The sequence below is a fragment of the Meridianimarinicoccus roseus genome, from assembly GCF_003172915.1.
In the GTDB taxonomy this organism is placed as follows: Bacteria; Pseudomonadota; Alphaproteobacteria; order Rhodobacterales; family Rhodobacteraceae; genus Meridianimarinicoccus; species Meridianimarinicoccus roseus.
On the sequence record NZ_QGKU01000003.1, the window covers coordinates 63,030 to 83,402 of the forward strand.

General features: G+C 64.6%; 19 protein-coding genes. 10 read left to right on the forward strand and 9 right to left on the reverse strand.

What is annotated here, in order from left to right; translation table 11 throughout:
• Positions 1 to 424: 424 nt before the first annotated feature.
• Genes DKT77_RS00540 through DKT77_RS00565 form a run of 6 tightly spaced genes read right to left on the reverse strand, consistent with a single transcriptional unit; the run spans position 425 to position 6,898 of the window.
• Complete coding sequence (locus DKT77_RS00540; RefSeq protein ID WP_109809791.1) at positions 425 to 1,666, reverse strand: CoA transferase; 1,242 nt, start codon at positions 1,664 to 1,666, stop codon at positions 425 to 427.
• A 2-nt stretch (positions 1,667 to 1,668) separates the two neighbouring features.
• Positions 1,669 to 2,562: an HTD2 family dehydratase gene (locus DKT77_RS00545; RefSeq protein ID WP_109809792.1), complete on the reverse strand. Its 894-nt coding sequence runs from the start codon at positions 2,560 to 2,562 to the stop codon at positions 1,669 to 1,671.
• Between the two features lie 7 nt (positions 2,563 to 2,569).
• A complete protein-coding gene (gene sucD / locus DKT77_RS00550; RefSeq protein WP_109809793.1) occupies positions 2,570 to 3,469 on the reverse strand; it encodes a succinate--CoA ligase subunit alpha in 900 nt (299 codons plus the stop codon).
• A 12-nt stretch (positions 3,470 to 3,481) separates the two neighbouring features.
• The gene (locus tag DKT77_RS00555) at positions 3,482 to 4,660 is read right to left on the reverse strand and encodes a malate--CoA ligase subunit beta (RefSeq protein ID WP_109809794.1); all 1,179 of its coding nucleotides are present in this window, start codon (positions 4,658 to 4,660) and stop codon (positions 3,482 to 3,484) included.
• 23 nt (positions 4,661 to 4,683) lie between these two features.
• On the reverse strand, positions 4,684 to 5,637 hold the full coding sequence (locus DKT77_RS00560; RefSeq protein ID WP_109809795.1) for an HpcH/HpaI aldolase/citrate lyase family protein: 954 nt from the start codon (positions 5,635 to 5,637) through the stop codon (positions 4,684 to 4,686).
• A 58-nt stretch (positions 5,638 to 5,695) separates the two neighbouring features.
• On the reverse strand, positions 5,696 to 6,898 hold the full coding sequence (locus tag DKT77_RS00565) for a pyridoxal-phosphate-dependent aminotransferase family protein (protein WP_109809796.1): 1,203 nt from the start codon (positions 6,896 to 6,898) through the stop codon (positions 5,696 to 5,698).
• A gap of 137 nt (positions 6,899 to 7,035) precedes the next feature.
• On the opposite strand from DKT77_RS00565, the gene DKT77_RS00570 reads away from it, so the two are divergent.
• Positions 7,036 to 8,439 (forward strand): helix-turn-helix domain-containing protein, encoded by a 1,404-nt coding sequence (locus tag DKT77_RS00570; protein ID WP_109809797.1) that lies wholly within the window; start codon positions 7,036 to 7,038, stop codon positions 8,437 to 8,439.
• Between the two features lie 66 nt (positions 8,440 to 8,505).
• Here the strand turns inward: DKT77_RS00570 and DKT77_RS00575 are convergent, their stop codons facing one another.
• On the reverse strand, positions 8,506 to 9,345 hold the full coding sequence (locus tag DKT77_RS00575; protein ID WP_109809798.1) for a Rossmann-like and DUF2520 domain-containing protein: 840 nt from the start codon (positions 9,343 to 9,345) through the stop codon (positions 8,506 to 8,508).
• A 504-nt stretch (positions 9,346 to 9,849) separates the two neighbouring features.
• Positions 9,850 to 10,851, reverse strand: coding sequence for a helix-turn-helix domain-containing protein (locus DKT77_RS00580; protein WP_109809799.1), 1,002 nt, complete (start codon positions 10,849 to 10,851; stop codon positions 9,850 to 9,852).
• Between the two features lie 175 nt (positions 10,852 to 11,026).
• Between DKT77_RS00580 and DKT77_RS00585 the strand changes: the two genes are divergently transcribed.
• The 4 genes from DKT77_RS00585 to DKT77_RS00600 are packed head-to-tail and all read left to right on the forward strand — an operon-like array spanning position 11,027 to position 13,278.
• Positions 11,027 to 11,776: an SDR family oxidoreductase gene (locus DKT77_RS00585; RefSeq protein WP_238547587.1), complete on the forward strand. Its 750-nt coding sequence runs from the start codon at positions 11,027 to 11,029 to the stop codon at positions 11,774 to 11,776.
• 22 nt (positions 11,777 to 11,798) lie between these two features.
• A complete protein-coding gene (locus DKT77_RS00590) occupies positions 11,799 to 12,329 on the forward strand; it encodes a DUF1772 domain-containing protein (protein WP_238547588.1) in 531 nt (176 codons plus the stop codon).
• Positions 12,330 to 12,364: 35 nt separating this feature from the next.
• Positions 12,365 to 12,847 (forward strand): hypothetical protein, encoded by a 483-nt coding sequence (locus DKT77_RS00595; protein ID WP_109809802.1) that lies wholly within the window; start codon positions 12,365 to 12,367, stop codon positions 12,845 to 12,847.
• On the forward strand, positions 12,844 to 13,278 hold the full coding sequence (locus tag DKT77_RS00600; RefSeq protein ID WP_109809803.1) for a hypothetical protein: 435 nt from the start codon (positions 12,844 to 12,846) through the stop codon (positions 13,276 to 13,278). Before DKT77_RS00595 ends, DKT77_RS00600 begins: the two co-directional genes overlap by 4 nt.
• Positions 13,279 to 13,326: 48 nt before the next feature.
• On the opposite strand, the gene DKT77_RS00605 is transcribed toward DKT77_RS00600, so the two are convergent.
• A complete protein-coding gene (locus DKT77_RS00605) occupies positions 13,327 to 14,328 on the reverse strand; it encodes a helix-turn-helix domain-containing protein (RefSeq protein WP_109809804.1) in 1,002 nt (333 codons plus the stop codon).
• Positions 14,329 to 14,514: 186 nt separating this feature from the next.
• Here DKT77_RS00605 and DKT77_RS00610 point away from each other — a divergent pair, with 186 nt between their 5' ends.
• The 5 genes from DKT77_RS00610 (at position 14,515) to DKT77_RS00630 (ending at position 20,204) form a co-directional block, all read left to right on the forward strand.
• Complete coding sequence (locus DKT77_RS00610; RefSeq protein ID WP_109809805.1) at positions 14,515 to 14,973, forward strand: (2Fe-2S)-binding protein; 459 nt, start codon at positions 14,515 to 14,517, stop codon at positions 14,971 to 14,973.
• A gap of 3 nt (positions 14,974 to 14,976) precedes the next feature.
• Positions 14,977 to 17,220, forward strand: a complete 2,244-nt coding sequence (locus DKT77_RS00615; RefSeq protein ID WP_109809806.1) for a xanthine dehydrogenase family protein molybdopterin-binding subunit — start codon at positions 14,977 to 14,979, stop codon at positions 17,218 to 17,220.
• A 165-nt stretch (positions 17,221 to 17,385) separates the two neighbouring features.
• Positions 17,386 to 18,021 carry a cysteine hydrolase family protein gene (locus tag DKT77_RS00620; protein WP_109809807.1) on the forward strand — a complete coding sequence of 212 codons (636 nt, stop codon included), beginning with the start codon at positions 17,386 to 17,388 and terminating at the stop codon, positions 18,019 to 18,021.
• A gap of 85 nt (positions 18,022 to 18,106) precedes the next feature.
• A complete protein-coding gene (locus DKT77_RS00625) occupies positions 18,107 to 18,511 on the forward strand; it encodes a nuclear transport factor 2 family protein (protein ID WP_238547589.1) in 405 nt (134 codons plus the stop codon).
• A gap of 298 nt (positions 18,512 to 18,809) precedes the next feature.
• A complete protein-coding gene (locus DKT77_RS00630) occupies positions 18,810 to 20,204 on the forward strand; it encodes an MATE family efflux transporter (RefSeq protein ID WP_109809809.1) in 1,395 nt (464 codons plus the stop codon).
• Positions 20,205 to 20,373 lie beyond the last annotated feature (169 nt).

Here is a 20,373-nt window from a genome sequence, read left to right on the forward strand (position 1 = left end):
TATCCTTTCGGACGCTTAATCGCGCTGGGTCGTCCCGATCTTCCAGCCTGATCATGCTGCCGGGAGCAACCTGAAGTGCAGGATCACATACGCGTTGCAGGCTAGTGCCTCCGCTTGAGGATATCAAAGGAGCGAAAGAGTATAGGATGCGGCAATTTCGAGAGTCGTACCTCTACTTTAGAACGTCTGAGCATCAAAGGAGTGGGGCCGCGGTCACGGCCATGCGACTTCCAGTTGGGGGAAGGAAAGCGGTTTGCCGCGCGCCACGGGGCGGGGCAAGTGCAGCCAAGACCTTGTTTCAGTTGGTTGCCCGGCACCTTGGCTCGCGCGACGGTGCGTCGTTCCGGCCACCGCGGGTGCCGCCGGTGGGAAATGGACCTGCCAGCTGCAATCGTGCGTGTCTGCGGAGCGTGCGCGCCGCCTGTCAGGCGGCGCTGTGCAGTTTCGCGCCGTCCGGTCCGCGCACGATGCCACGGTCGAAAAGCCGCGCGATCTCGGTGTCGTCCAAGCCGGTCACGTCGCTCAAAATCTCCTCGGTATGGGCACCCAACACCGGTGCCGCGCGCGGCGGATCGCGCTCCAGCGCCGAGAAACTGGCGGCGTGTCCGGGCACCGGGAAGCGGCCTAGCTGTTCTTGCGCGAGGTCTGTGAAGATCGGGTTGTCGGGCCCTAGATCAGGGTCTTGCGTCACCGCCTCGTGGACGGTGCGGAATTGTGACCAGGTCAACTTCGCCTCGTCGAACAAATCGGCAACAACCTTGGACGGACGGGCGGCGAACCACGGGCGCAGGATTGCGGTGATCTGCGCGCGCAGTTCCCAGCGCGCGCCCTCGTCGGCCAGATCGCGGCCCGTGCGGCGGGCCAGCCGGTCCATCTCGGCCTCGGTCCCCGTAACCTGTACAAGCCCTGTCCATTGCCGCGCGGTCAGGCCGATCACCATGACCCGCTGCCCGTCGGCACACACAAAGTCCTGCCCGTAGGCGCCGTAAAGCGCATTCCCGGACTTTCCCCGTACAGCGCCGTTCAGGACCGCATCGCCGATCATACCGAGATGGCCCAGCGTGGCGGCGGCCACGTCCTTGAGCGTCAGCGTCACCTCCTGCCCCGCGCCGGTGCGCAGGCGGTGCCGTTCGGCGGCCAGCACCGACGATACACACATGTGCCCCGCCACCAGATCCCAGGCCGGCAAGGCGTTGGCGACCGGCCCGTCATGGTCTTCGGGGCCGGTGATATCGGGAATGCCGAGCGCGGGATTCACCGTGTAGTCCACTTGCGGGCGACCCTGCCGGTCGCCCAGCAGCGTCACCATCACAAGGTCTTTGCGGTGGCAACTCAGGGTTTCGTAGTCCATCCAGCCGCGCACGCGCAGGTTGGTCAGGAAAACGCCGGCATCCTTTCCAGGCGCCGTGATTGTGCGGGTAATCAACTCGCGGCCCTCTGGATGGCTCATGTCCACGGCGATGGACCGCTTGCCCTTGTTCAAGCCGGCCCAGAACAGACTGCGGCCAGATGGTGCCAGCGGCCAGCGACCGGCATCTAGCCCGCCTTGAAGACGGTCGAAGCGGATCACGTCGGCGCCCATCTGCGCCAGCGTCATCCCCGCCAGCGGCACTGCCACGAAGGCGGACCCCTCGACCACCCGCATTCCTTGAAGAATTCCGGTCATTCTCAGTCCTCCCAATCCGCTGTTGCCGTCATGCCCATGTGCCCCGCCGCGGCGACGGTGCACATGTCAAGGCTGCCGCCGGCCCCGTGCGTCGCGCAGAGGCGCAGGTCGCTGTCGTGAAACATCGGGTGGACGCCGCGGAAGCTGAAGCTGTCCGGACGGCGGCCCTTCCAACGCATGGCCTGCGCGATCAGCAGGTTTGCCTGCAACGGTCCGTGCACCACGAGACCGGGATAGTGTTCTACATCGCGCGCGTAGGGCAGATCGTAGTGGATGCGGTGCGCGTTGAAGGTGATCGCCGAATAGCGGAACAGCAGTGCGGTGGAGACGGGTTGATGCCGGTCGATGACAAGGTTTTCCGTCGGCGCTGGTCTTTTCGGGGGCGGCTTGAATGTCGGTGCGAACGGAAGGTACACGATCGACTGCGTTTCGCGCACGGCGAGTCCCGCGGCGCCGCGCAGTTCGTGTTCGACCACGACGAAGACCATCGGCCCGGCGGCACCGGACTTTTCCTCGACAGCGGTGATGGTGGACGATTTGTCCATCCGCTCTCCGACGCGCAGGTCGGCGTAGAATTCCAGCTGCCCGGACGCCCACATCCGGCGCGAGCGCGGCACCGGGGGAAGGAAGCCGCCGAGGCGCGGATGCCCGTCTTCCGCGAGGCCGTCCATCGGCACGGCGGGAGGGAATGCATACCAGTGCCACAAGGGCGGAAGCGCCTCACCCTCTACCGGGGCCGCGTCGTCCGACTGGCCCAGGGTCGCGTGTATGGTGCCCGCGACAGAGGGCGGCACGCAGCCCTGCATGCTTTCCTGCCGTCCGATCCAGTCGGACAGGCGCAGTCCGGTGTCGGCGGGGGGTGCCGACACCGGTGCAGAGGCGCGCGCGACACTCATTTCAGCGTCACGCCGCGCTGCGCGTGGGCGCCAGCAAACGCGCCACTGTTTCGCCCATCGCCGACGGGTTCGGCGCGACCTCGATGCCGCAGGCGCTGAGCAGGGCAACCTTCTCTTGCGCGCTTTCGCCGAAGGCCGAGATGATCGCGCCTGCATGGCCCATCTGGCGGCCCTTCGGCGCGGCAAGGCCGGCAATGTATGCGGCGACCGGCTTGGTCATATGATCGCGCACATAGGCCGCGGCCTCGGCTTCTTGCGGACCGCCGATCTCGCCGATCATGATCACCGCGTCGGTCTCCGGGTCGGCTTCGAACAATTCCAGGATGTCGCGGAAGGACGAGCCGTTGATCGGATCGCCTCCGATCCCGATGGAAGAAGACACACCGATGCCGAGCGCCTGCATCTGCGAGGCGGCTTCATAGCCCAGCGTGCCGGATCGGCCCACGATGCCCACGCGGCCGGGGGTATAGATCGCCGGTGGCATGATCCCCATGAATCCCTTCCCAGGACTGATGATCCCGGCGCAGTTCGGACCGATCAGGCGCATCTTTCGATCACGCGGAAAGCGGCGCAGGAAGCGCTTCACGCGCATCATGTCCTGTGCCGGGATGCCATCGGTCACGCAGACTGCGGTGCGGATCCCGGCATCGGCAGCTTCCATCATCGCGTCCGCCGCAGCGGGCGGCGGCACAAACAGAAGGCTCGCATCGGCGCCGGTGGCCTCCACGGCTTCGCGCACGGTATTGAAAACGGGTCGGTTCAGAACGGTGGTTCCGCCCTTGCCCGGCGTCACGCCGGCGACCACGCGTGTGCCGTGCTCGATCATCTCTTGGGCATGGAACTGCCCGATCCGGCCGGAAAGGCCTTGGACGACGACGCGGGTCTCTTCAGTGATGAGAATGGCCATATCCGTGCCCTTTCATTCGGCTGCAATTGTGTGCGGACGGGCGGCGACCGCGGCATGCGCAGCTTCCGAAAGGGTGTCCGCCCCGATGATCGGCAGACCGCTGTCGCGGATGATCCTGCGCCCCGCTTCCACGTTGGTGCCGGACAGGCGGACCACGACGGGGATCTCGATTCCGACCTCCTTGTAGGCCTGTATCACTCCGTTCGCGATCCAGTCGCAGCGGTTGATCCCTGCGAAAATGTTCACGAGGATCACGCTGACGTTGGGATCGGACAGCACCGTGCGGAACGCTTGGCAGACACGTTCCGGGCTGGCGCCGCCGCCGATGTCGAGGAAATTCGCGGGCGCACCGCCGGCCAGTTGGATCATGTCCATCGAGGCCATGGCAAGCCCGGCGCCGTTGATGATGCATCCGATGTCGCCATCGAGGCCGACATAGGCCAGTCCGTGGTCGTGGGCGAAGCTCTCGCGCGGGTCTTCCTGGCCCGGATCGCGCAGTGAGGCGACTTCTTCCCGGCGGAACAACGCATTGGTGTCGAAAGACATCTTGGCATCAAGCGCCACGATGCTGCCGTCGTCGCACACGACCAGCGGATTGATCTCCACCATCATGGCGTCGAGGTCACGATAGGCGCGGTAGCAGGCCCGCAGCGCAGTGACCATCTGGCCCACCTGCTGGCCCGATAGGCCAAGCCGGAATGCAAGCTCGCGCGCCTGGTAATCCGCGAGTCCGACAGCCGGGTCGATCACCATGCGGATCAGGCTCTCGGGATCCTCTTCGGCCAGGTCCTCGATTTCCATCCCGCCATGCCCGGAGGCAACGATCATGATGCGTTCGGACTTCCGGTCCAGCACGAACCCCAGATAGAGTTCCCGCGCAATGTTCGAGGCTTCCTCGATCCACAACCGGTCGATGCGTTTGCCTGCGGCGCCGGTCTGCTTCGTGACCAGCGTTGTGCCCAGAAGTCCGGATGCGAACTCTCGCACTTCGGCGTCGGACCGGCAGAGCTTTACTCCGCCAGCCTCGCCGCGCCCGCCCGAATGGACCTGCGCCTTGACCACGCAGACCTCGCCGCCGAGGGTGCGAAAGAGATGAGCGGCCTGTTCGGGTGTGAAAGCCACCCCGCCGCGCGGCACCGGCACGCCGAAGCGGGCGAGAATGGCCTTTGCCTGGTGTTCGTGAATATCCATGACGAGTCCTCCGGATGTGGCGCCTATTCGGCGGCGACCGCCTTGGCGGCGATCGCGTTGGCGGTGTCGATGACGTTTCGCGCCATCTTTTCGCTGGCCGCGTCGATCATCTTTCCGTCAAGGCTGGCCGCCCCCTTGCCGGCGGCTTCGGCCGCGCGCAGTTCGGCGATGATGCGCTGCGCGCGCGATACCTCGGCATGGGGCGGGCTGAACACTTCGTTGGCCATGTCGATCTGGCTGGGATGGATCGCCCACTTGCCTTCGCAGCCCAGTGCCGCTGCGCGGCGCGCGCCGGCCATGTAGCCATCAGGGTCGCTGAAATCGCCGAATGGTCCGTCGATGGCGCGCAGCCCGTAGGCGCGGCAGGCGATGACCATGCGGGTGATGGATGCGTGCCACTGGTCGCCCGGATAGTCGGGGTTCAGCCCGCCGATGTTCACGGTCCGGGCGCGCATGCTGGCCGCGTAGTCGGCCACACCGAAATGCAGCGCCTCCAGCCGTCCGCCGAACTGGGCGATTGCCTCCACGTTGGCCATGCCAAGCGCTGTTTCGATCAGCGCTTCAAGCCCGACGCGGGTTTCGAGCCCGGCGCCCTGTTCGATCTGGTTCACCATCGCCTCGACCATGTAAAGGTCGGACGGCACGCCGACCTTGGGAACGAGCAGCGTGTGCACCCGGTCGCCGGCCTGCTCCATCACATCGACGACGTCACGATACATGTAATGGGTGTCAAGCCCGTTGATCCGCACCGATACCGTCTTGCCCTTGGCTGCCCAGTCGATGTCGTTCAGTGCCTGGATCGCGTTCTTGCGCGCCTGCACCTTCTCAGGAGGTGCGACCGCGTCTTCCAGATCAAGGAACACGAAATCGGCGGCGCTGTCGGCGGCCTTCTCGATCATCGTAGGATTGGAGGCCGGGACAGCCAGTTCGGACCGGTGAAGGCGCTGTTTGCGCAAGGGATGCAGCGTATGGGACATGTGTGGGATTCCGGATGCTTCGGGGGCGGATGAAGGGCGGGCCTCAGCGGCCCGCCAGTTATTCTGCGGCGACCTGCAGCATCGGGCGCTTGGCGGCCTGCGCCGCGTACCACGCCTGCGCGGCGCCGACGCCCGCGCCCAGTTGCAGCTTAACACCCGCGCGGTAGAGCGCCATTTCGGCGACCGACAGCGCGGTCAGGCACATCGCCTCGTTCAGATCCCCGAGATGGCCGATGCGGAACACCTTGCCTGCGAGCGGACCAAGTCCGCTGCCGAATGAGGTGTTGAAATCTTCATAGGCGATGCGCAGCACGTCGCGTGCATCCACTTCCGCTGGCACGCGGATCGCCGACACAGTGTCGGAGTACAGCGTGTGATGTTCCGCCACGAGCGACAGGCCCCAGGCTGATATGCCTCGGCGCACGCCCTCGGCCAGCCGGTGATGCCGGGCAATGACCTTGTCCAGCCCTTCCTGTTCGATCCGGGCCAGCGAGCGGCGCAGCCCGTGAAACAGCTGGGTTGGCGGCGTGTATGGGAAGTAGCCGTCCGCGTTCATCTTCAGCATGTCGGCGAATTCGAAATAGGCCCGGCGCATTGTCGCGTGGCGGGACGCCTCCAGCGCCTTTTCGCTGATCCCGAGAATGCCGAGGCCGGCCGGAAGCATAAGACCCTTCTGGCTTCCGGTGACGACCAGATCGACCTCCCACTCGTCCATCCGGAAGTCGAGAGACGCGACCGAGGACACGCCATCGACGAACAGCAGGGCGTCGTGGAAGTTCTCGTCCAGCGCGCGGCGCACCGCGGCGACGTTTGATGCGACCCCCGTTGCGGTCTCGTTCTGGGTGACGAAGACGGCCTTGATCTTGTCATCGCGATCGGCGGCAAGGCGGCGGGCGAATTCCTTCACGGGTGTACCCGCGCCCCACGGCAGGTCCACCACTTCCACGTCGAGACCGAGCCTCTGGGCCATCTCGACCCACAGGCCCGAGAACTGGCCGTGGCGCGCCATCAGCACCTTGTCGCCGGGATTGAGCGTGTTCGTGATCGCGGCTTCCCACGCGCCGGTGCCGGAGCCGGGGAAGAACATGACGGTGCCTGTCGTAGTGCGCAGGACCGATTTCATGCCCGCGAACAGGCCGAGTGTCAGCTCGCCGAAATCGGCGGCGCGCATGTCCTGCATGGGCACGTTCATGGCCTGACGGACCGTTTCGGGTACGTTGGTGGGGCCTGGGATGAAAAGATGTGTTTGACCGGTGCGCATGGGATGTCCTCCTGAACTGGACCCTGCGTAAGCCGGTGTGACCCGATGCTGCAAAGGCAAACGGGTCGCGCTGTGTGCGCACAAGTTCACAAAAATCACAATTTGTGATGTTGTGAACTTCGTGCTACACGAAACCCATGAAGACCTTCATCGGACCGCGCCTGCGACGTCTTCGCCGCAATGCCCAGCAGACCCAGGCGGAAATGGCCAAGGTTCTCGGGATCAGCAATTCCTATGTCAACATGCTGGAAAAGAACGAACGCAGCGTATCGGTCCCGGTGCTGCTGCGCCTGTTCGAAGCCTATGGCGTCGACTGGCGCGACATCGCGGACGAAGACGACGCCGCGACGCTGGGCAGCTTGCGCAGCGCCTTCCAGGACCCGCTGTTCGACGACCACAAGCCAGACATGCCGCAGCTTCGCGCGCTGCTGTCCCATGCGCCGGATGTCGCGCACAGCTTCCTGCAACTGCATCACGCCTATCGCGCGGCGACTGACCAGCTGCTGCTGTTGTCCAATGCAAGCGAATCCGACCTGAACATTCTGCGCGCCTCGCCAGAAGCGGTCGTGCACGACTTTTTCCGGGACAACCGAAACCATTTCCCAGAACTGGAGGCCGCCGCCGCGTCGTTCTGGGGCGGCGTGCCGGTCGAGCCGGACGAAACCTACGCCATGCTCAAGCAGCGCCTGCGCGAGCGGCAGAGGCTGCGCACCCGCGTGGTGCCTGTCTCCGAGATGCCGGACGCGCTGCGCGAGTACGACGAGGACCGTCGCGAGGTGCGCCTGTCCGAAGGGCTGGACCATCCCAACCGCGTGTTCCAGTTGGCCCATGTGACCGGCCTGATCGAACAGCGTGACGTGATCGACGGCATCCTGTCACGGCTGAACATCGACGAACCGGCCGGTTTGAACCGCTGCCGCGTCGAACTGGCAAACTATTTCGCCGCGTCGGTGCTGATGCCCTACGACGCCTTCCTGACCGAAGCGTTGGCCTGCAAGTACGATTTCGCCCACCTGTCGCTGCGCTTCGGCGTGAGCTTCGAGCAGGCCTGCCACCGCGCCACGACGCTGCAGCGCGAGGGTGCGGAAGGCGTGCCGTTCTTCTTCCTGCGCATCGACAAGGCGGGCAATGTCACCAAGCGGTTCAACTCTACCGGCTTCCACCTTGCGGAATACGGCGGGGCCTGTGCGCGGCTGGACGTGCATACCAGTTTCCGCAGCCCCGGCAGCATCGTGCCGCAATTCGTCGAAATGCCGGACGGGGCGCGGTTCTTCGTCTTCGCGCGCACAGTAAACCGGCCGCGCTTCACAAGGCATACCCAGGACAAGCGGCTCGCCATCGCGATGGGCTGCAGCATCGAGCATCTCGAGGCGATCGGCTACGCCGAGGATTTCCGCAAGACCGACGCGAGGATCACCGAGGTCGGCATCAACTGCCGGATCTGCCCGCGCGCCAATTGCGACCAGCGCGCCCACAACGCCATGATCCTGAACGAACCGGTGGATATCAGGCGGCGCGGCACCACGCGCTACGCGACCTGAGTGGTCCCCTGACCATCTTGGCTACCCCGTTTTCCGAGCTCCTGCCCGGTGCCAATTCCCGCTCTCTCACGGGCCCGTCACACCGTCCGTCTTCAGCTGCCGCGCCATCCGGCTGAGCGTATCGTAAAGCGGCCCGGCATCGGCACGCCATTCCGCGACCGACGCGCGCTGGCGTTGCAGCACGTTCTGGTCGCCCCGCGCGGCCGGTCCGGTCAAGGCTTCCGCCGGGCCGAGCCGTGCCACGCTTTCCGCCGCTCCGGCGAGCAGCGAATTGCCAAGGCGCGCGGCGATGTCCGGCGCCACGCCGGCCTCCGCCCAAGCTTCCTGCGCCAATGCCTGAAGCACTGTTGCGAAGTTGTTCGAGAAGACCGCCGCCGCGTGATAAAGCGCCTTGCGTTCCGGATCGACCGCGAAGGGCAAGCCGCCCAGGGCGGTCACCAGGCCTTCGGCGCACCGTGCCGCTGCCGGGTCGCCTTCCACCGCGCAAAGCGTGCCGGGGAACCGTGCGGCAGCGAGGTGCGGGTCGGCGAATCCGAGAACGGGATGGCAGCTTGCCACCGACCATCCGAGCGCACGCAATGGGGTCAGCACGTCCGAAGACAGGAATCCGCTGCAATGGATGACCGAGGCGGTTTGCGTGGTGGATCGGCGATCGAGGCGTTCGGCAAGCTCGGCGGCCAGTGGCTCGATCCGGTCATCGGGCACCGACAGCACCCACAGCTCGGCGGGCCGCAAGTCGCCGATCCCGGTCACCCCGCGCCCGGCTCCGACCGCCGCCGTGGCGTTGGACCCGTCCAGCGGCTTCCGGCCAAGCACATCGCCAAGCTCCAGTTCCGGCGCAGCGGCGACAAGGGTCATCAGCGTGCGCCCGACCTTGCCCGCCCCGATGATGTTGACGCGCTGCATGTCCTGTTCCTTTCGAGCATGTAGCCTGGAGATGATCGCTTGCTCGCAAGCAGCCTCGGCAGGTGCCTGATGGCGAGGCCGGGCCTGCAACCCAGACAAGCGCACCACAGGGCTGCAATGACGCTGGGTTTATGTTGCGCAAATCGGATGGAGCCCGGACCACCTCTGTCCCCGAACGCATTTATCCAACAGACGCAGTGACGCGTACCTGAAATCGACCCTCGAAGCCATCGCCGCCAAAGGCCGCAGCGTCCTATCCCCATAGACACCACCCGACCTCCGCTCCTTCAAGCTTGGGAGGATTTCCAACGCGGGCCGACCGAGCGCCAGGCCGCACTAGCACTGCGCGTCCCGAAGCGAAAATCTTCCACCACAAATGCGCATTGAGCGAGGTCATTGAATCCTGGACCCGCAGCCTGCATTGCCGACATTCACCGCCTTCGTGACACGAGAAGATCTGCGGACGTGCGGGTTTGTAGGTCGTTGGTGATCTCGCGCCCGCATCTACGGACGACCTGAGCGTAATGCTTGGGGACTCTTTCCCGTCCATTTCCGGAAGGCGCGCTGAAACGCGTTCGGGTCGCGGTAGCCTACGAGGTGCGCGATCTGCTGGTTGTTCAGGTCGCTCTTGACGAGATAGCGGATTGCCAGTTCTTTCCGCGTCTCGTCCAGCAGTGACTGAAAGGTTGCTCCCTCGTTTGCCAGGCGCCGCATGAGGGTGCTCCGGCTCAATCCCAGGCGTGTGCAGACATGGGCGATCGTGGGGTTGGTCACCGAGAATGCCTCCAGCATCGTCGCACGGACCCGCTCTGACAGGGAAAGGCCATTGGACTGGATCATCGCTTGGGCCTGCAGATCCGCTTCCGTGGCCTCCCAGAGCTCGGGATTGTCTGAAATGAAGGGAACGCACGCATCTGTGCGGGCATAGATCAGCGTTGCCTCACCTTCGTCCGGGACCTGTTCGAAAACGTCGGCAAGTCTTTCGCGTTCGCCCCGTGGCAGAGGCAGGCACACCTGCAGGGGCCGGATCGCCTGGCGCGCCAGGGCGCTTGCCTGCGCGTGAAGATAGATGATCTGGGGGCTGCTGAAGGATCCCGGCAGGGACAGATCCGCGCGATCCGGGGCGACGCTGACGCTGAAGTTCGATAACGTACGGGTCACGACGAAGCGCATCGGTCCGAACAGGCTCTTGAACCTGGACATGCGGTCGATGCCGGTCTCGAAATCGGGCGCCGTCGACAGTGCGAAGAGAACCGGGATCGCGGGCCCGCTCGCCATTCGTACCCCGAGAAGCTTCGAGACGTCCTGCTGCTGCGACAGGTCCATCATCGAGGCCCAGAGCGCCAGGTATTCGTCGGCAGAGACCAGGAAGGCCCGGTCGTTGCGCCCGGTCGCGTTGATGCCCGCATGGGCCAGAACCTCGTACCAGCCGACCCCTAGCATCCCGCAAATCGGGCCGGACAGAACGGCCGACGTATAGAGCGGCGATTTTTCCGGATCCTGCATCAGATACCCTTTCGCGCGAGACCGACCCGTTTCACCAGAAACGCTTTCCGCTCCGCTCGCAACTTGCCTGAGATGATCTGCAAGTCGATGGGCCGATCTGCACGTCCCAGACTGTAGATGGTCGCTGCGCCCAAGAGCTAACCTGAAAGCGAAATCTGTGCTTGGAGTTGTGAGCTTGGACCTGACATCGAAGATCATCCTGGTCACCGGCGGCGGCTCGGGCATCGGGTTCGAGTTCACCCGGCAACTCGCGGCGCTCGGCAACACCGTCATCATCTGTGGACGGGACGCGGGCAAGCTTGCCGAGGCCGCTCGGGTGACCGGGGCGCAGGCCATCGTGGGCGATGTGATCAGCGCTGACGATCAGGACCGCATCCTCTCGGACATTCGAGCAAAGCATGGACGGCTCGATCTTCTGATCAACAATGCAGGCATATTCCTACCCTACGACTTCGCGGCAGATCCGGACGTACTACAAAAGATCGAGAGCGAGATCGCGATCAACGCCACCGCACCTTTGACCCTGACGCGGCGCGCGCTGCCACTCTTGCACATGAGCGCCCAGCCGGGGGTTCTGTTCATCGGATCCGCCGTCGCGTTTGTCGCGTCGCCGGGAACGCCGGTCTATTCCGGAACCAAGGCGTTGATCCATCACTGCGCACAAACCCTGCGCCACCAACTGCGGCCACACGGCATCACAGTCTTCGAAGCCCTGCCGCCGGTCGTTGATACCGACATGGCAACGGTTCTGAAATCCAAAAATTTCAAGAAGATGAAGCCAGCGGATCTGGTGCGCGCCATCATCGATGGGCTGCGCCGAAACCAGACCGAGATGCTGCTGGGGCAGTCCCGGCAGATCAGGTTGCTGAGCAGGATCGCGCCCGCGTTCCTGTTCCGACAGTTCGCGAAGACCGAGTTTCACTGACCCCATGAACGAGGCCACTGGCATGCTCCCCGATATCTACCGCGGCCGCCTCAATGCGCTGGCGATCTTCAGCTCCGCCGCCTTCTTCGGTGCCAATCTGTTCATCGGCTTGTCGATGGGGATCTACTGGCTGAGCCTGCCTCCAACTGAATTTGTGGCACAGTTCTTCCCCCAGTTCAGCAGATTCCTCTACACCATCATGCCGCTGTTCCTTCTTATGCCGCTCGGGGTGATCCTGTCGGCACGGTTCGATTGGCACATCGTCCCGGTGCGGCGGAACTGGGTGATCGCGCTATGGCTCTATCTGGCCATCTCGCTGATCACTCTCTTCTTTCACATGCCGCTCAACGTGCGCCTTGCGGCGGCGATCGGATCGCCCGTGGGGGATACGCTGGATTTCTACAAGGCAATCGCCCTCGTCGGCCCGGTGTCCGAGGAGAACGCGGCCTCGATCCGATCGATCTGGCTTCTGGGCCACATCCCACGCGTCCTGATCACTCTTGCCATTCCATTTTATGTGCTGCGCGCGCTCTTCGCCAGAACCGCGCTCTAAGGCGGCTAGGCCCGCAGCCAGGAAATTTGTCCACGATGACACCCGAAACCTACCGAAAGACGGTCAACCTCACCACCGTCATCGCATCCGCAGCCTTTGCGGGCGGCGGCCTGCTTATCCTCGTTTCCTACGGTATCCGGTGGCTCGGGATGGATTCGCTGGTCTGGAGGGCAGGCTTCTGGGACGAGTTCCTGAATTTCGCCCTCACGATCATTCCGCTCAACTTGGTCACGCTTGTCGGGCTGGTGCTTTCGGTGCGGCTCGATTGGCAGAACCGCGCGGCGCGCAGGCTCTGGATGTGGGCGGTCCGGCTCTATTTCGCCAATGCCCTTTTCACGCTGGGCTATTTCATCCCGCAGAACATCCTGTTGATCTTGGACAGTTATACAGCCTCCGAGGCATCGACCGTTCGGGCGACCTGGCTTGGGCTGCATGTCATTCGGGTGGCGATCGCTTTGGCCGTTCCGGTCTTCGCGCTGCTGGCAGTTTTCGAACGGTCTGAAAGGGCCGCGACATGACACGGACGACCAAATGGGCCATCGCTCTCTTGATGGGCGCCACGATATTTCGGGCGCAAACCATTCTGTTTCTGCCCGAAGTGCAAATGTTCGGCGGGCCCGCGCCAGATGGTTGGTTCGGCCCATGGCTGAGCGACACGATCATCGGCTTGGCGGTGCCGGTTATGCTCTACCTGTTCTGGACCCGGCGCAGCGTGGCGGTCTGGGGTGCGCTTGTCGCCTACAACGCCGTGGGGGCCTTCGACTATTCCCAAGGCCTGATCACGCAGGCGATCAGCCCCATGCCGGTCGAAATGGCTTCGGCCGCGACAGTCTACCTGGGGATCGGCCTGTTCATGGTCGCCCAGCTGGTGGCTCTTGGGTTGCTGTTCCGCCGGGATGTTATCGCGGACTTCAGTGGAGCGGATGTGCGATCAGCGCCTCCCGCTTGATCACTCGCCATGATGACCCGCTACCTACCCGGTCTTCGAGTACTGCGATTACGAATGCGTCAGCGCCTGACGAAAAGACGATGGCGCCTGACCGGTCCACCTTCTGAAGCTTCTCGAAAAGCTGTTGGCGTCGCGGTAGGCGAGAACGCTCGCGATCTCGTCGGCGCGCAGATCGGTTTTGGTGAGATACCGGATCGCCATGTCGCGCCGCGTGGCGTCGAGAACTGCCTGATACGATGTCCCTGCATCGCGCAAGCGTCGCTGCAACGTGCTGCGGCTGATCCCAAGGGCAAGGGCCACGTCCTCGGCGCCCGTGCGCCCGGTGGGCATCAGATCGACCAAGGCTCCGCGCACCCGGTCCGCGATGGGCCAGCGGCCGTTCTGGGCGGCCAATTGAAGCCTGAGGTCAGCCTCAATGTCTGCCCAGAGCGCCGGGTTTTCGGAAATGAACCGGCGTTTCGCATCCTCGGGAGCAAACGCCACGTAGGCGGCGTGCGAATGCTCCGGCATGATGCCCAGATGACCGGCGATCATGCGCCGTTCCTCCTGCGATCCGTCGAAGCCCGCCGCAACCGGGCAGACGTGTTGAGCGGCTGCGCCGCGAATGTTCTCGACCGCGACCACGAGTTGCAGGGCGCCAAGGCTTGGCGGCATGGGCACGCGGGCATCGACGCTGTCGAATTCCAATCTGAGCAGTTCGCCCTCCCAGAACACCCGTATGAGCGTCGGACCGAGCAGCGTCTTGAACTGCGCTAGACGCATCAGCCCGGTTTCCATGTCCGGAGCGCAGGACAGCGTGAAAAAGACCGGGATGACCGGTCCGCGCGAGATCGCGATTCCAAGGTGGGGCACATAATCGGGGCGCGGCGACAGCACCTCCATCGTGTTCCAGCAGTCGAAATACTGCTGCGCTGTGACGCGCGACTCGGTCCGGCCATGGGCGAGCGCGCCAAGCCCCGCGGTCTCCAGCATCAGCACCGGATCGACGCCGAGGATGCGGCAGGCCACGTCGGTCGCCATGAAGAGGGAATAGGTCGGTTCTGTGTCCATGGCCTCGGTCTTTGATCTGTCCGGGCCTGCATGCCACGGGCCGCGGATTGTCGCCAGATGCCTGTCGGTCATTGACCGGATTTGCTTGTCCCTGACCGTATCTGCATATCGCTGCCTTGTGAAAGCGGGCTTAAGCTGAAATCAACGACGCGTCACGCGTCCATCACAGCCCGGCCGGAGACCGCAATGGACCTCACGATAAACGGCACTTCCCACACGGTGGATCTGCCAGATGACATGCCTCTGCTCTGGGCACTTCGGGACGGTCTGAACATCACCAGCGTCAAATACGGCTGCGGGATCGCGCAATGTGGTGCCTGCACTGTGCATATCGACGGCGAGGCGGTGCGGTCGTGCCAGGTGGCGCTTGCCGATGTCTGGGGCGAGATCACGACAATCGAGGGGCTGGGCACGCCTGACGCCCTGCACGTGATTCAAGCGGCCTGGATCGAACACCAGGTGGCGCAATGCGGCTACTGCCAATCCGGCCAGATGATGCAAGCCGCCGACCTTCTGGAGCGCAACCCGGAACCATCCGACGAAGATATCGACGCTGCGATGTCCGGCAACCTGTGCCGCTGCGGGACCTATCCCCGCATCCGCGCCGCCGTCCACGCTGCGGCCAGCGCGATGCGGGAGGCGTGAGCCATGGGACGCGCAAGAACCATCGCCCGCCGCAGCTTTCTGATCGGATCGGCCGCGATCGCCGGCGGGGTCGCGTTCGGGGCCTATTTCGTCACGCGCCCGACACCAAATCCCCTGCTTGATGGTCTGGCCGAGGGCGAGGCCGCACTTACCCCATTCGTCAAGATCACGCCGGACGGGATCACGCTGATCGTACCGCGCGCGGATGTGGGCCAGGGCATCGCTTCGACCCAGGCCATGCTCATCGCCGAGGAGCTCGATATCGACCCGGGCATGGCGACGCTCGACCCGGGCCAGCCGCATCGGGCCTATTTCAACGGCACCGTCGCCGCTGATGGGCTGTCGTTTCCGGGATGGGATAAGGGATTCGTCGCTGAGACGGTGCGCGACCTTATGATGAATGTCGCCCGGCTGTCGGGTTCGCAGTTCACCGGCGGGTCCTCCTCAACCGCCGATCTGCACGAGACCCTGCGCCGCGCGGGTGCCACCGCGCGCGAAACGCTGAAGGCCGCCGCTGCGGCGCGCACGCGGCTGCCGATATCTGACCTGCGGACCGAAGAGGGGCACGTTGTCCTGCCCGACGGTGGCCGCATCGCCTATACCGATCTCGCGGCAGATGCGGCGGTTATCGCACCTGTGACCGACGTGGCCCTTCGTCCGGCTTCCGAGTGGACGCGGCTTGGCAAGCCCTATCAGCGGCTCGACATCGTGGCGAAATCGACCGGTACACAAGCGTACGGCATCGACGTTGTCTTGCCCGGCATGCTCTACGCCACCGTCCGCGCCAATCCGGGACGCGGTGGCGGCTTGGCGGACTACTCGGCGGATGCCGCTCTGGCGATGCAGGGCGTGCAGTCGGTCGTCGAGGTGAACGAAGGCCTTGCGGTCATTGCGAACAACACCTGGTTCGCGTTCCAGGCGGCGCAGGCGCTGGAGATCGACTGGCTCCCACCCGACTACCCGGCCAGCAGTGCCGAGATGTGGCAGGCGCTCTCGGATGCGCACGCGGATGAGTTCCGCAACAGCCGGTTGCGCGACGAAGGCGATGTGGAAAGGGCGCTGAACAGGGCCACCAAGATCGAGTCGGAGTACCGAACGCCCTTCCTTGCCCATGCGGCGCTCGAGCCGCTCAGCGCAACGGTGCTGGTCGAAAAGAACCGCGTGACGATCTGGACCGCGACGCAAGTCCCTCACGTGGTGCGGGATGCGGCCGCCGAGGTGACAGGCATCGACGCGGCCAATGTCATTCTTCATGCCCTTCCAGCCGGGGGCAGTTTCGGCCGCAGGCTCGACCACGATTATGTCGTGCAGGCGATCCAGATCGCCGCATCCATGCCCGGCACGCCCATCAAGACCACCTGGAGCCGCGAAGAGGACATGAGCCACGATTTTCCCCGGCCGTTGCACATGGCTCGCGGGCGGGGGACAGTGGAAGATGGCCGCGTGGTGGCCTTTGATCTCGACACGATCAGCCCGTCGCTGGTCGCCTCTTGGTTCGGGCGCGTCTTCATTGTGCCGCCGGGACCGGATGCTATGCTTGTCTGGGGCGCCTTCGACCAGCCTTATGCCATCCCGAACTATCGGGTGACGGGCTATGCCGCGCCGCCGCTGGTGCCGGTCGGGTCGTGGCGCTCGCCCGGAGCCTGTTCCAACAGCTTTTTCCACGAAAGCTTCCTGTCCGAGCTGATACACGCCGCGGGGGCAGACCCGCTCGAGGAACGCCTGCGCCTGATCGACCATGCCGACTCGCGCCGGGTTCTGGAGGCCGTGGGCGAGATGGCGAGCTGGTCAGGCGCCGACATCGGACCGAGGCGCGGGCGCGGCGTCGCATTCGCCTATACCCACGGCGTACCGGTCGCCGAGGTCATCGACGTGACCCTGACCGAGCAGGGTATACGCATCGACGAGGTCTGGATCGCCGCAGATTGCGGCACTGTCTTCGACCCGGTCAACGCCGAGGCGCAGCTGACCGGCGCTGCGGTCTACGGCTTAGGCCACGCGATGAATTGCGAGCTGACCTACGAGAACCACGCCGTGCAGCAAACCAATTTTGATGCCTTCGAGGGGATGCGTCTGCACCACACACCGCGGTTCCATACGCAACTGCTTGGCCTCGCCGAACGGGTCCGGGGCATTGGAGAACCCGCGACAGCCCCCGCGGCACCGGCCCTTGCCGACGCGATCTTCGCCGCGACGGGTCGGCGCCTGCGCGAGATGCCATTCAACAAGTTCGTGGATTTCGCGTGAGACATGCCGCGCGCCTGTCCCTGACATCCGCGGCCAGTGTCATGACAGGACCGCCTGCGCCCGGGCAACGTCGCAGCACCAGACCACCCGACGTCGAACGAACGCGATGGCACGCCTAGGACCGCGAACGCCGGTTTCACGACACTCCACCGAAAGGAACGACCTGTGGCAAATACCGATTATCCCCGCAGCAGCACCGCGCTTCTTTGCGTCGATCCCTATAATGATTTCCTGGCCGAGGACGGCAAGATGTGGCCCGCGCTCAGCGAAGTCTCGGTATCGGTTGATCTCCATGCCAACCTGGCCAAGCTCCGTGCCGCCGCGCGGGAGGCCGGACTCGCGATCTTCATCCTGCCCCATCACCGACACCGCGCCGACGACTTCGAGGGGTGGGCGCATCTGACGCCGTTCCAAGCCGCGGCCCATGAACACGAGATGTTCGCCGAAGGCAGCAAGGGCGGTGACTGGTACGAGGGGTTCGGCCCGGACCATGGCGACATCGTCGTCAAGGAACACTGGGGCGCATCCAGCTTCGCCAATACCGACCTTGATTTGCAGTTGCGCCAACGCGGCATAACCCATGTCATCTTCGTAGGCGCGATCGCCAATACCTGCACCGAAGCCTCCGCTCGCTATGCGGCCGAGCTTGGCTATCATGTGACCCTCGTTCGTGATGCCACTGCGGCCTTCTCCGCCGAAGCGTTGCACGCCGCGCACGAGATCAACGGCCCGACATATGCCCACGCGATCCTCACCACGGCCGAGGTGGTTGGGTCTCTTGGCAGCGAAAAGGCCGCATGATCCCGGCGCCGAGCGGTCGATTGCGCGCGATCATCGGGCCGCCCCATTCGGCCATCGCGGCGCTTCAGCACGTAAGGAGCGTCTAATGACCAACTCCGACGCGGACAGAGGCGGCCACGATCACCAAGTCCCAGCCGCCCTGATCGCATGGCGGCGCATCTTTCTTCACCGTGACTGGAACGCGCTGCCGGAGCTTCTGGCGGACGACGTGACGTTGCACACCCCTGCGGACGCGGCCCCACTGCATGGCAAAGAGGCATTTGTTGCCAGCTTGCGGCAGTCGTTCGGCCTCTTCGAGTCCTTCGGATACGGGAGGGACTTCGTCGGTGACGAGGGCCATGCGCTGGAGTTTCGCGGCACCGTCGGCAGTGCTGCCTTCACCGGCATGGACATCATCCGCTTGGATAAAGCAGGCAAGGTGACGGAGCTTGTCGTCATGATACGCCCGATATCAGCCATGATGGCGCGCGGGGAAGCGCAAGTCCGCTGATCCTCGGACACGCGGCCACGACACTGGTTGCGAAAGGCGCTACGCCGGACATGCCCTGAGCGGCTGCTGGTCAGCGCCCTTCTGATCGAAATTGCGATGTACATCTTCGGGGCGCCTGGCATCGAGACCATGGCCCCGACAGGCACGGACGGCCCTGCTATTCGCTTTTATGGTGATCTGGCATAACGCCTCGGATAGTTAAGTGTGATAGCGGCGAACGACCCGAGTGCCGGAGCTGGAGGCTCGGCCCAACACCGTAAAGTGAGGCGGTTCCGTCAGACCCCAACCTGGAGGCCGCATGGCCGAAGCGCGCGCCGTTTTTCTCGAGGGAAACCTCTTTCGCCATATCACTGTGATGTCGCTGACCTCGTCGGTGGGGCTGATGGCGGTCTTCGCGGTCGATTTCATCGATATGGTCTTCATCGCGATGCTCGGCAACGCGGAACTGGCTGCGGCGGTGGGATACGCGGGCGCGATCCTGTTCTTCACCACCTCCTTCGGCATCGGCATGGCCATCGCCGCGGGCGCCTTGGTGGCCCGGGCCTTGGGTAAGGGCGACGCGGAGCTGGCCCGCGCGCAGGCGGCGGCTGCGCTCGTCTGGGGTGTGGTCTTCGGCGCGGTCTTCGCAGCGGCAGTCTGGCTGAACCTCGAGACATTGGCTTCGTTGATGGGGGCCTCGGGCGAGACGTTGGATCTCACGGTTCTCTACCTAAAGATAATCGTGCCGAGCCTGCCCTTCTTGATCGTCGGCATGGTTGGCGGAGCGATACTGCGGGCCCATGGCGATGCCCGCCGCGCGATGATGGCGACGATCTGGGGGGCGCTCATCAACGCGGTGCTCGATCCGATCCTGATCTTCGGACTGGGGCTCGACCTGACTGGCGCGGCGCTAGCGAGCGTGGCGGCGCGGCTGGTGATCGCGGGCACCGCGCTGATCCCGATCTTTCGCCATCACGGCGGGCTGGTGCGGCCCGGTGTTCCTGAACTTTACGTCTCGCTGTCGCCTATTTTGACCATCGCTGCCCCGGCGATCCTGACCCAACTGGCCACGCCCCTCGGACAGGCTTTTGTCACCCGCACCATGGCCAACTACGGCGAAGCGGCGGTGGCAGGCATGGCCATCGTTGGTCGGCTGACGCCACTGGCCTTCGGCGTGATCTTCGCGCTGTCGGGGGCAATCGGGCCGGTGATCGGCCAGAACTTCGGCGCGGGGCACATGGACAGGGTCCGGCAGGCGTGGCGCGACGGGCTGTTGTTCTGCGGGCTCTTCACCGTGGCCATGACCGCGATCCTCTTTGCTCTGCGCGGCCCGATCATCGCACTGTTCGGGGCCGAAGGGGTGACGCGCGACCTGATCGTGCTCTTCTGCGGCCCGCTGGCGCTGGCCTTCTTTTTCAACGGGGTGATCTTCGTCGCGAACGCGGCCTTCAACAACATGGGCTATCCGTTCCGCTCCACCTGGATCAACTGGGGGCGGCACACGCTGGGCACGGTGCCCTTCGTGCTGGTGGGCGGCGCGCTGTTTGGCGCGTTGGGTGTGCTGATCGGGCAGGCGGTCGGCGGCGTGATCTTTGCCGCCGTGGCCGCCATGATGGTGCGGCGAATAATGGATGGAGAGGCCGGGGCGCTCACAGCGGAAGAACCTTTCGACCGCCAGGCGCGGCTCATGAGCCTGATGCACCGCCGCCGCTGACCGGCGTTGTGGCTGGACCAGTACGTGATGCGATGGCGGGCGGGAATGGTCATGCTCTCAAGAAGCGTCTTACGGCATGAATTCACGAAGTGAATCTTTCGCCATCAGACGAATGGAACTACGCCCGGTCGATGCGATATTTGAAGCGCCATGACTTTGCGCCGCTGTT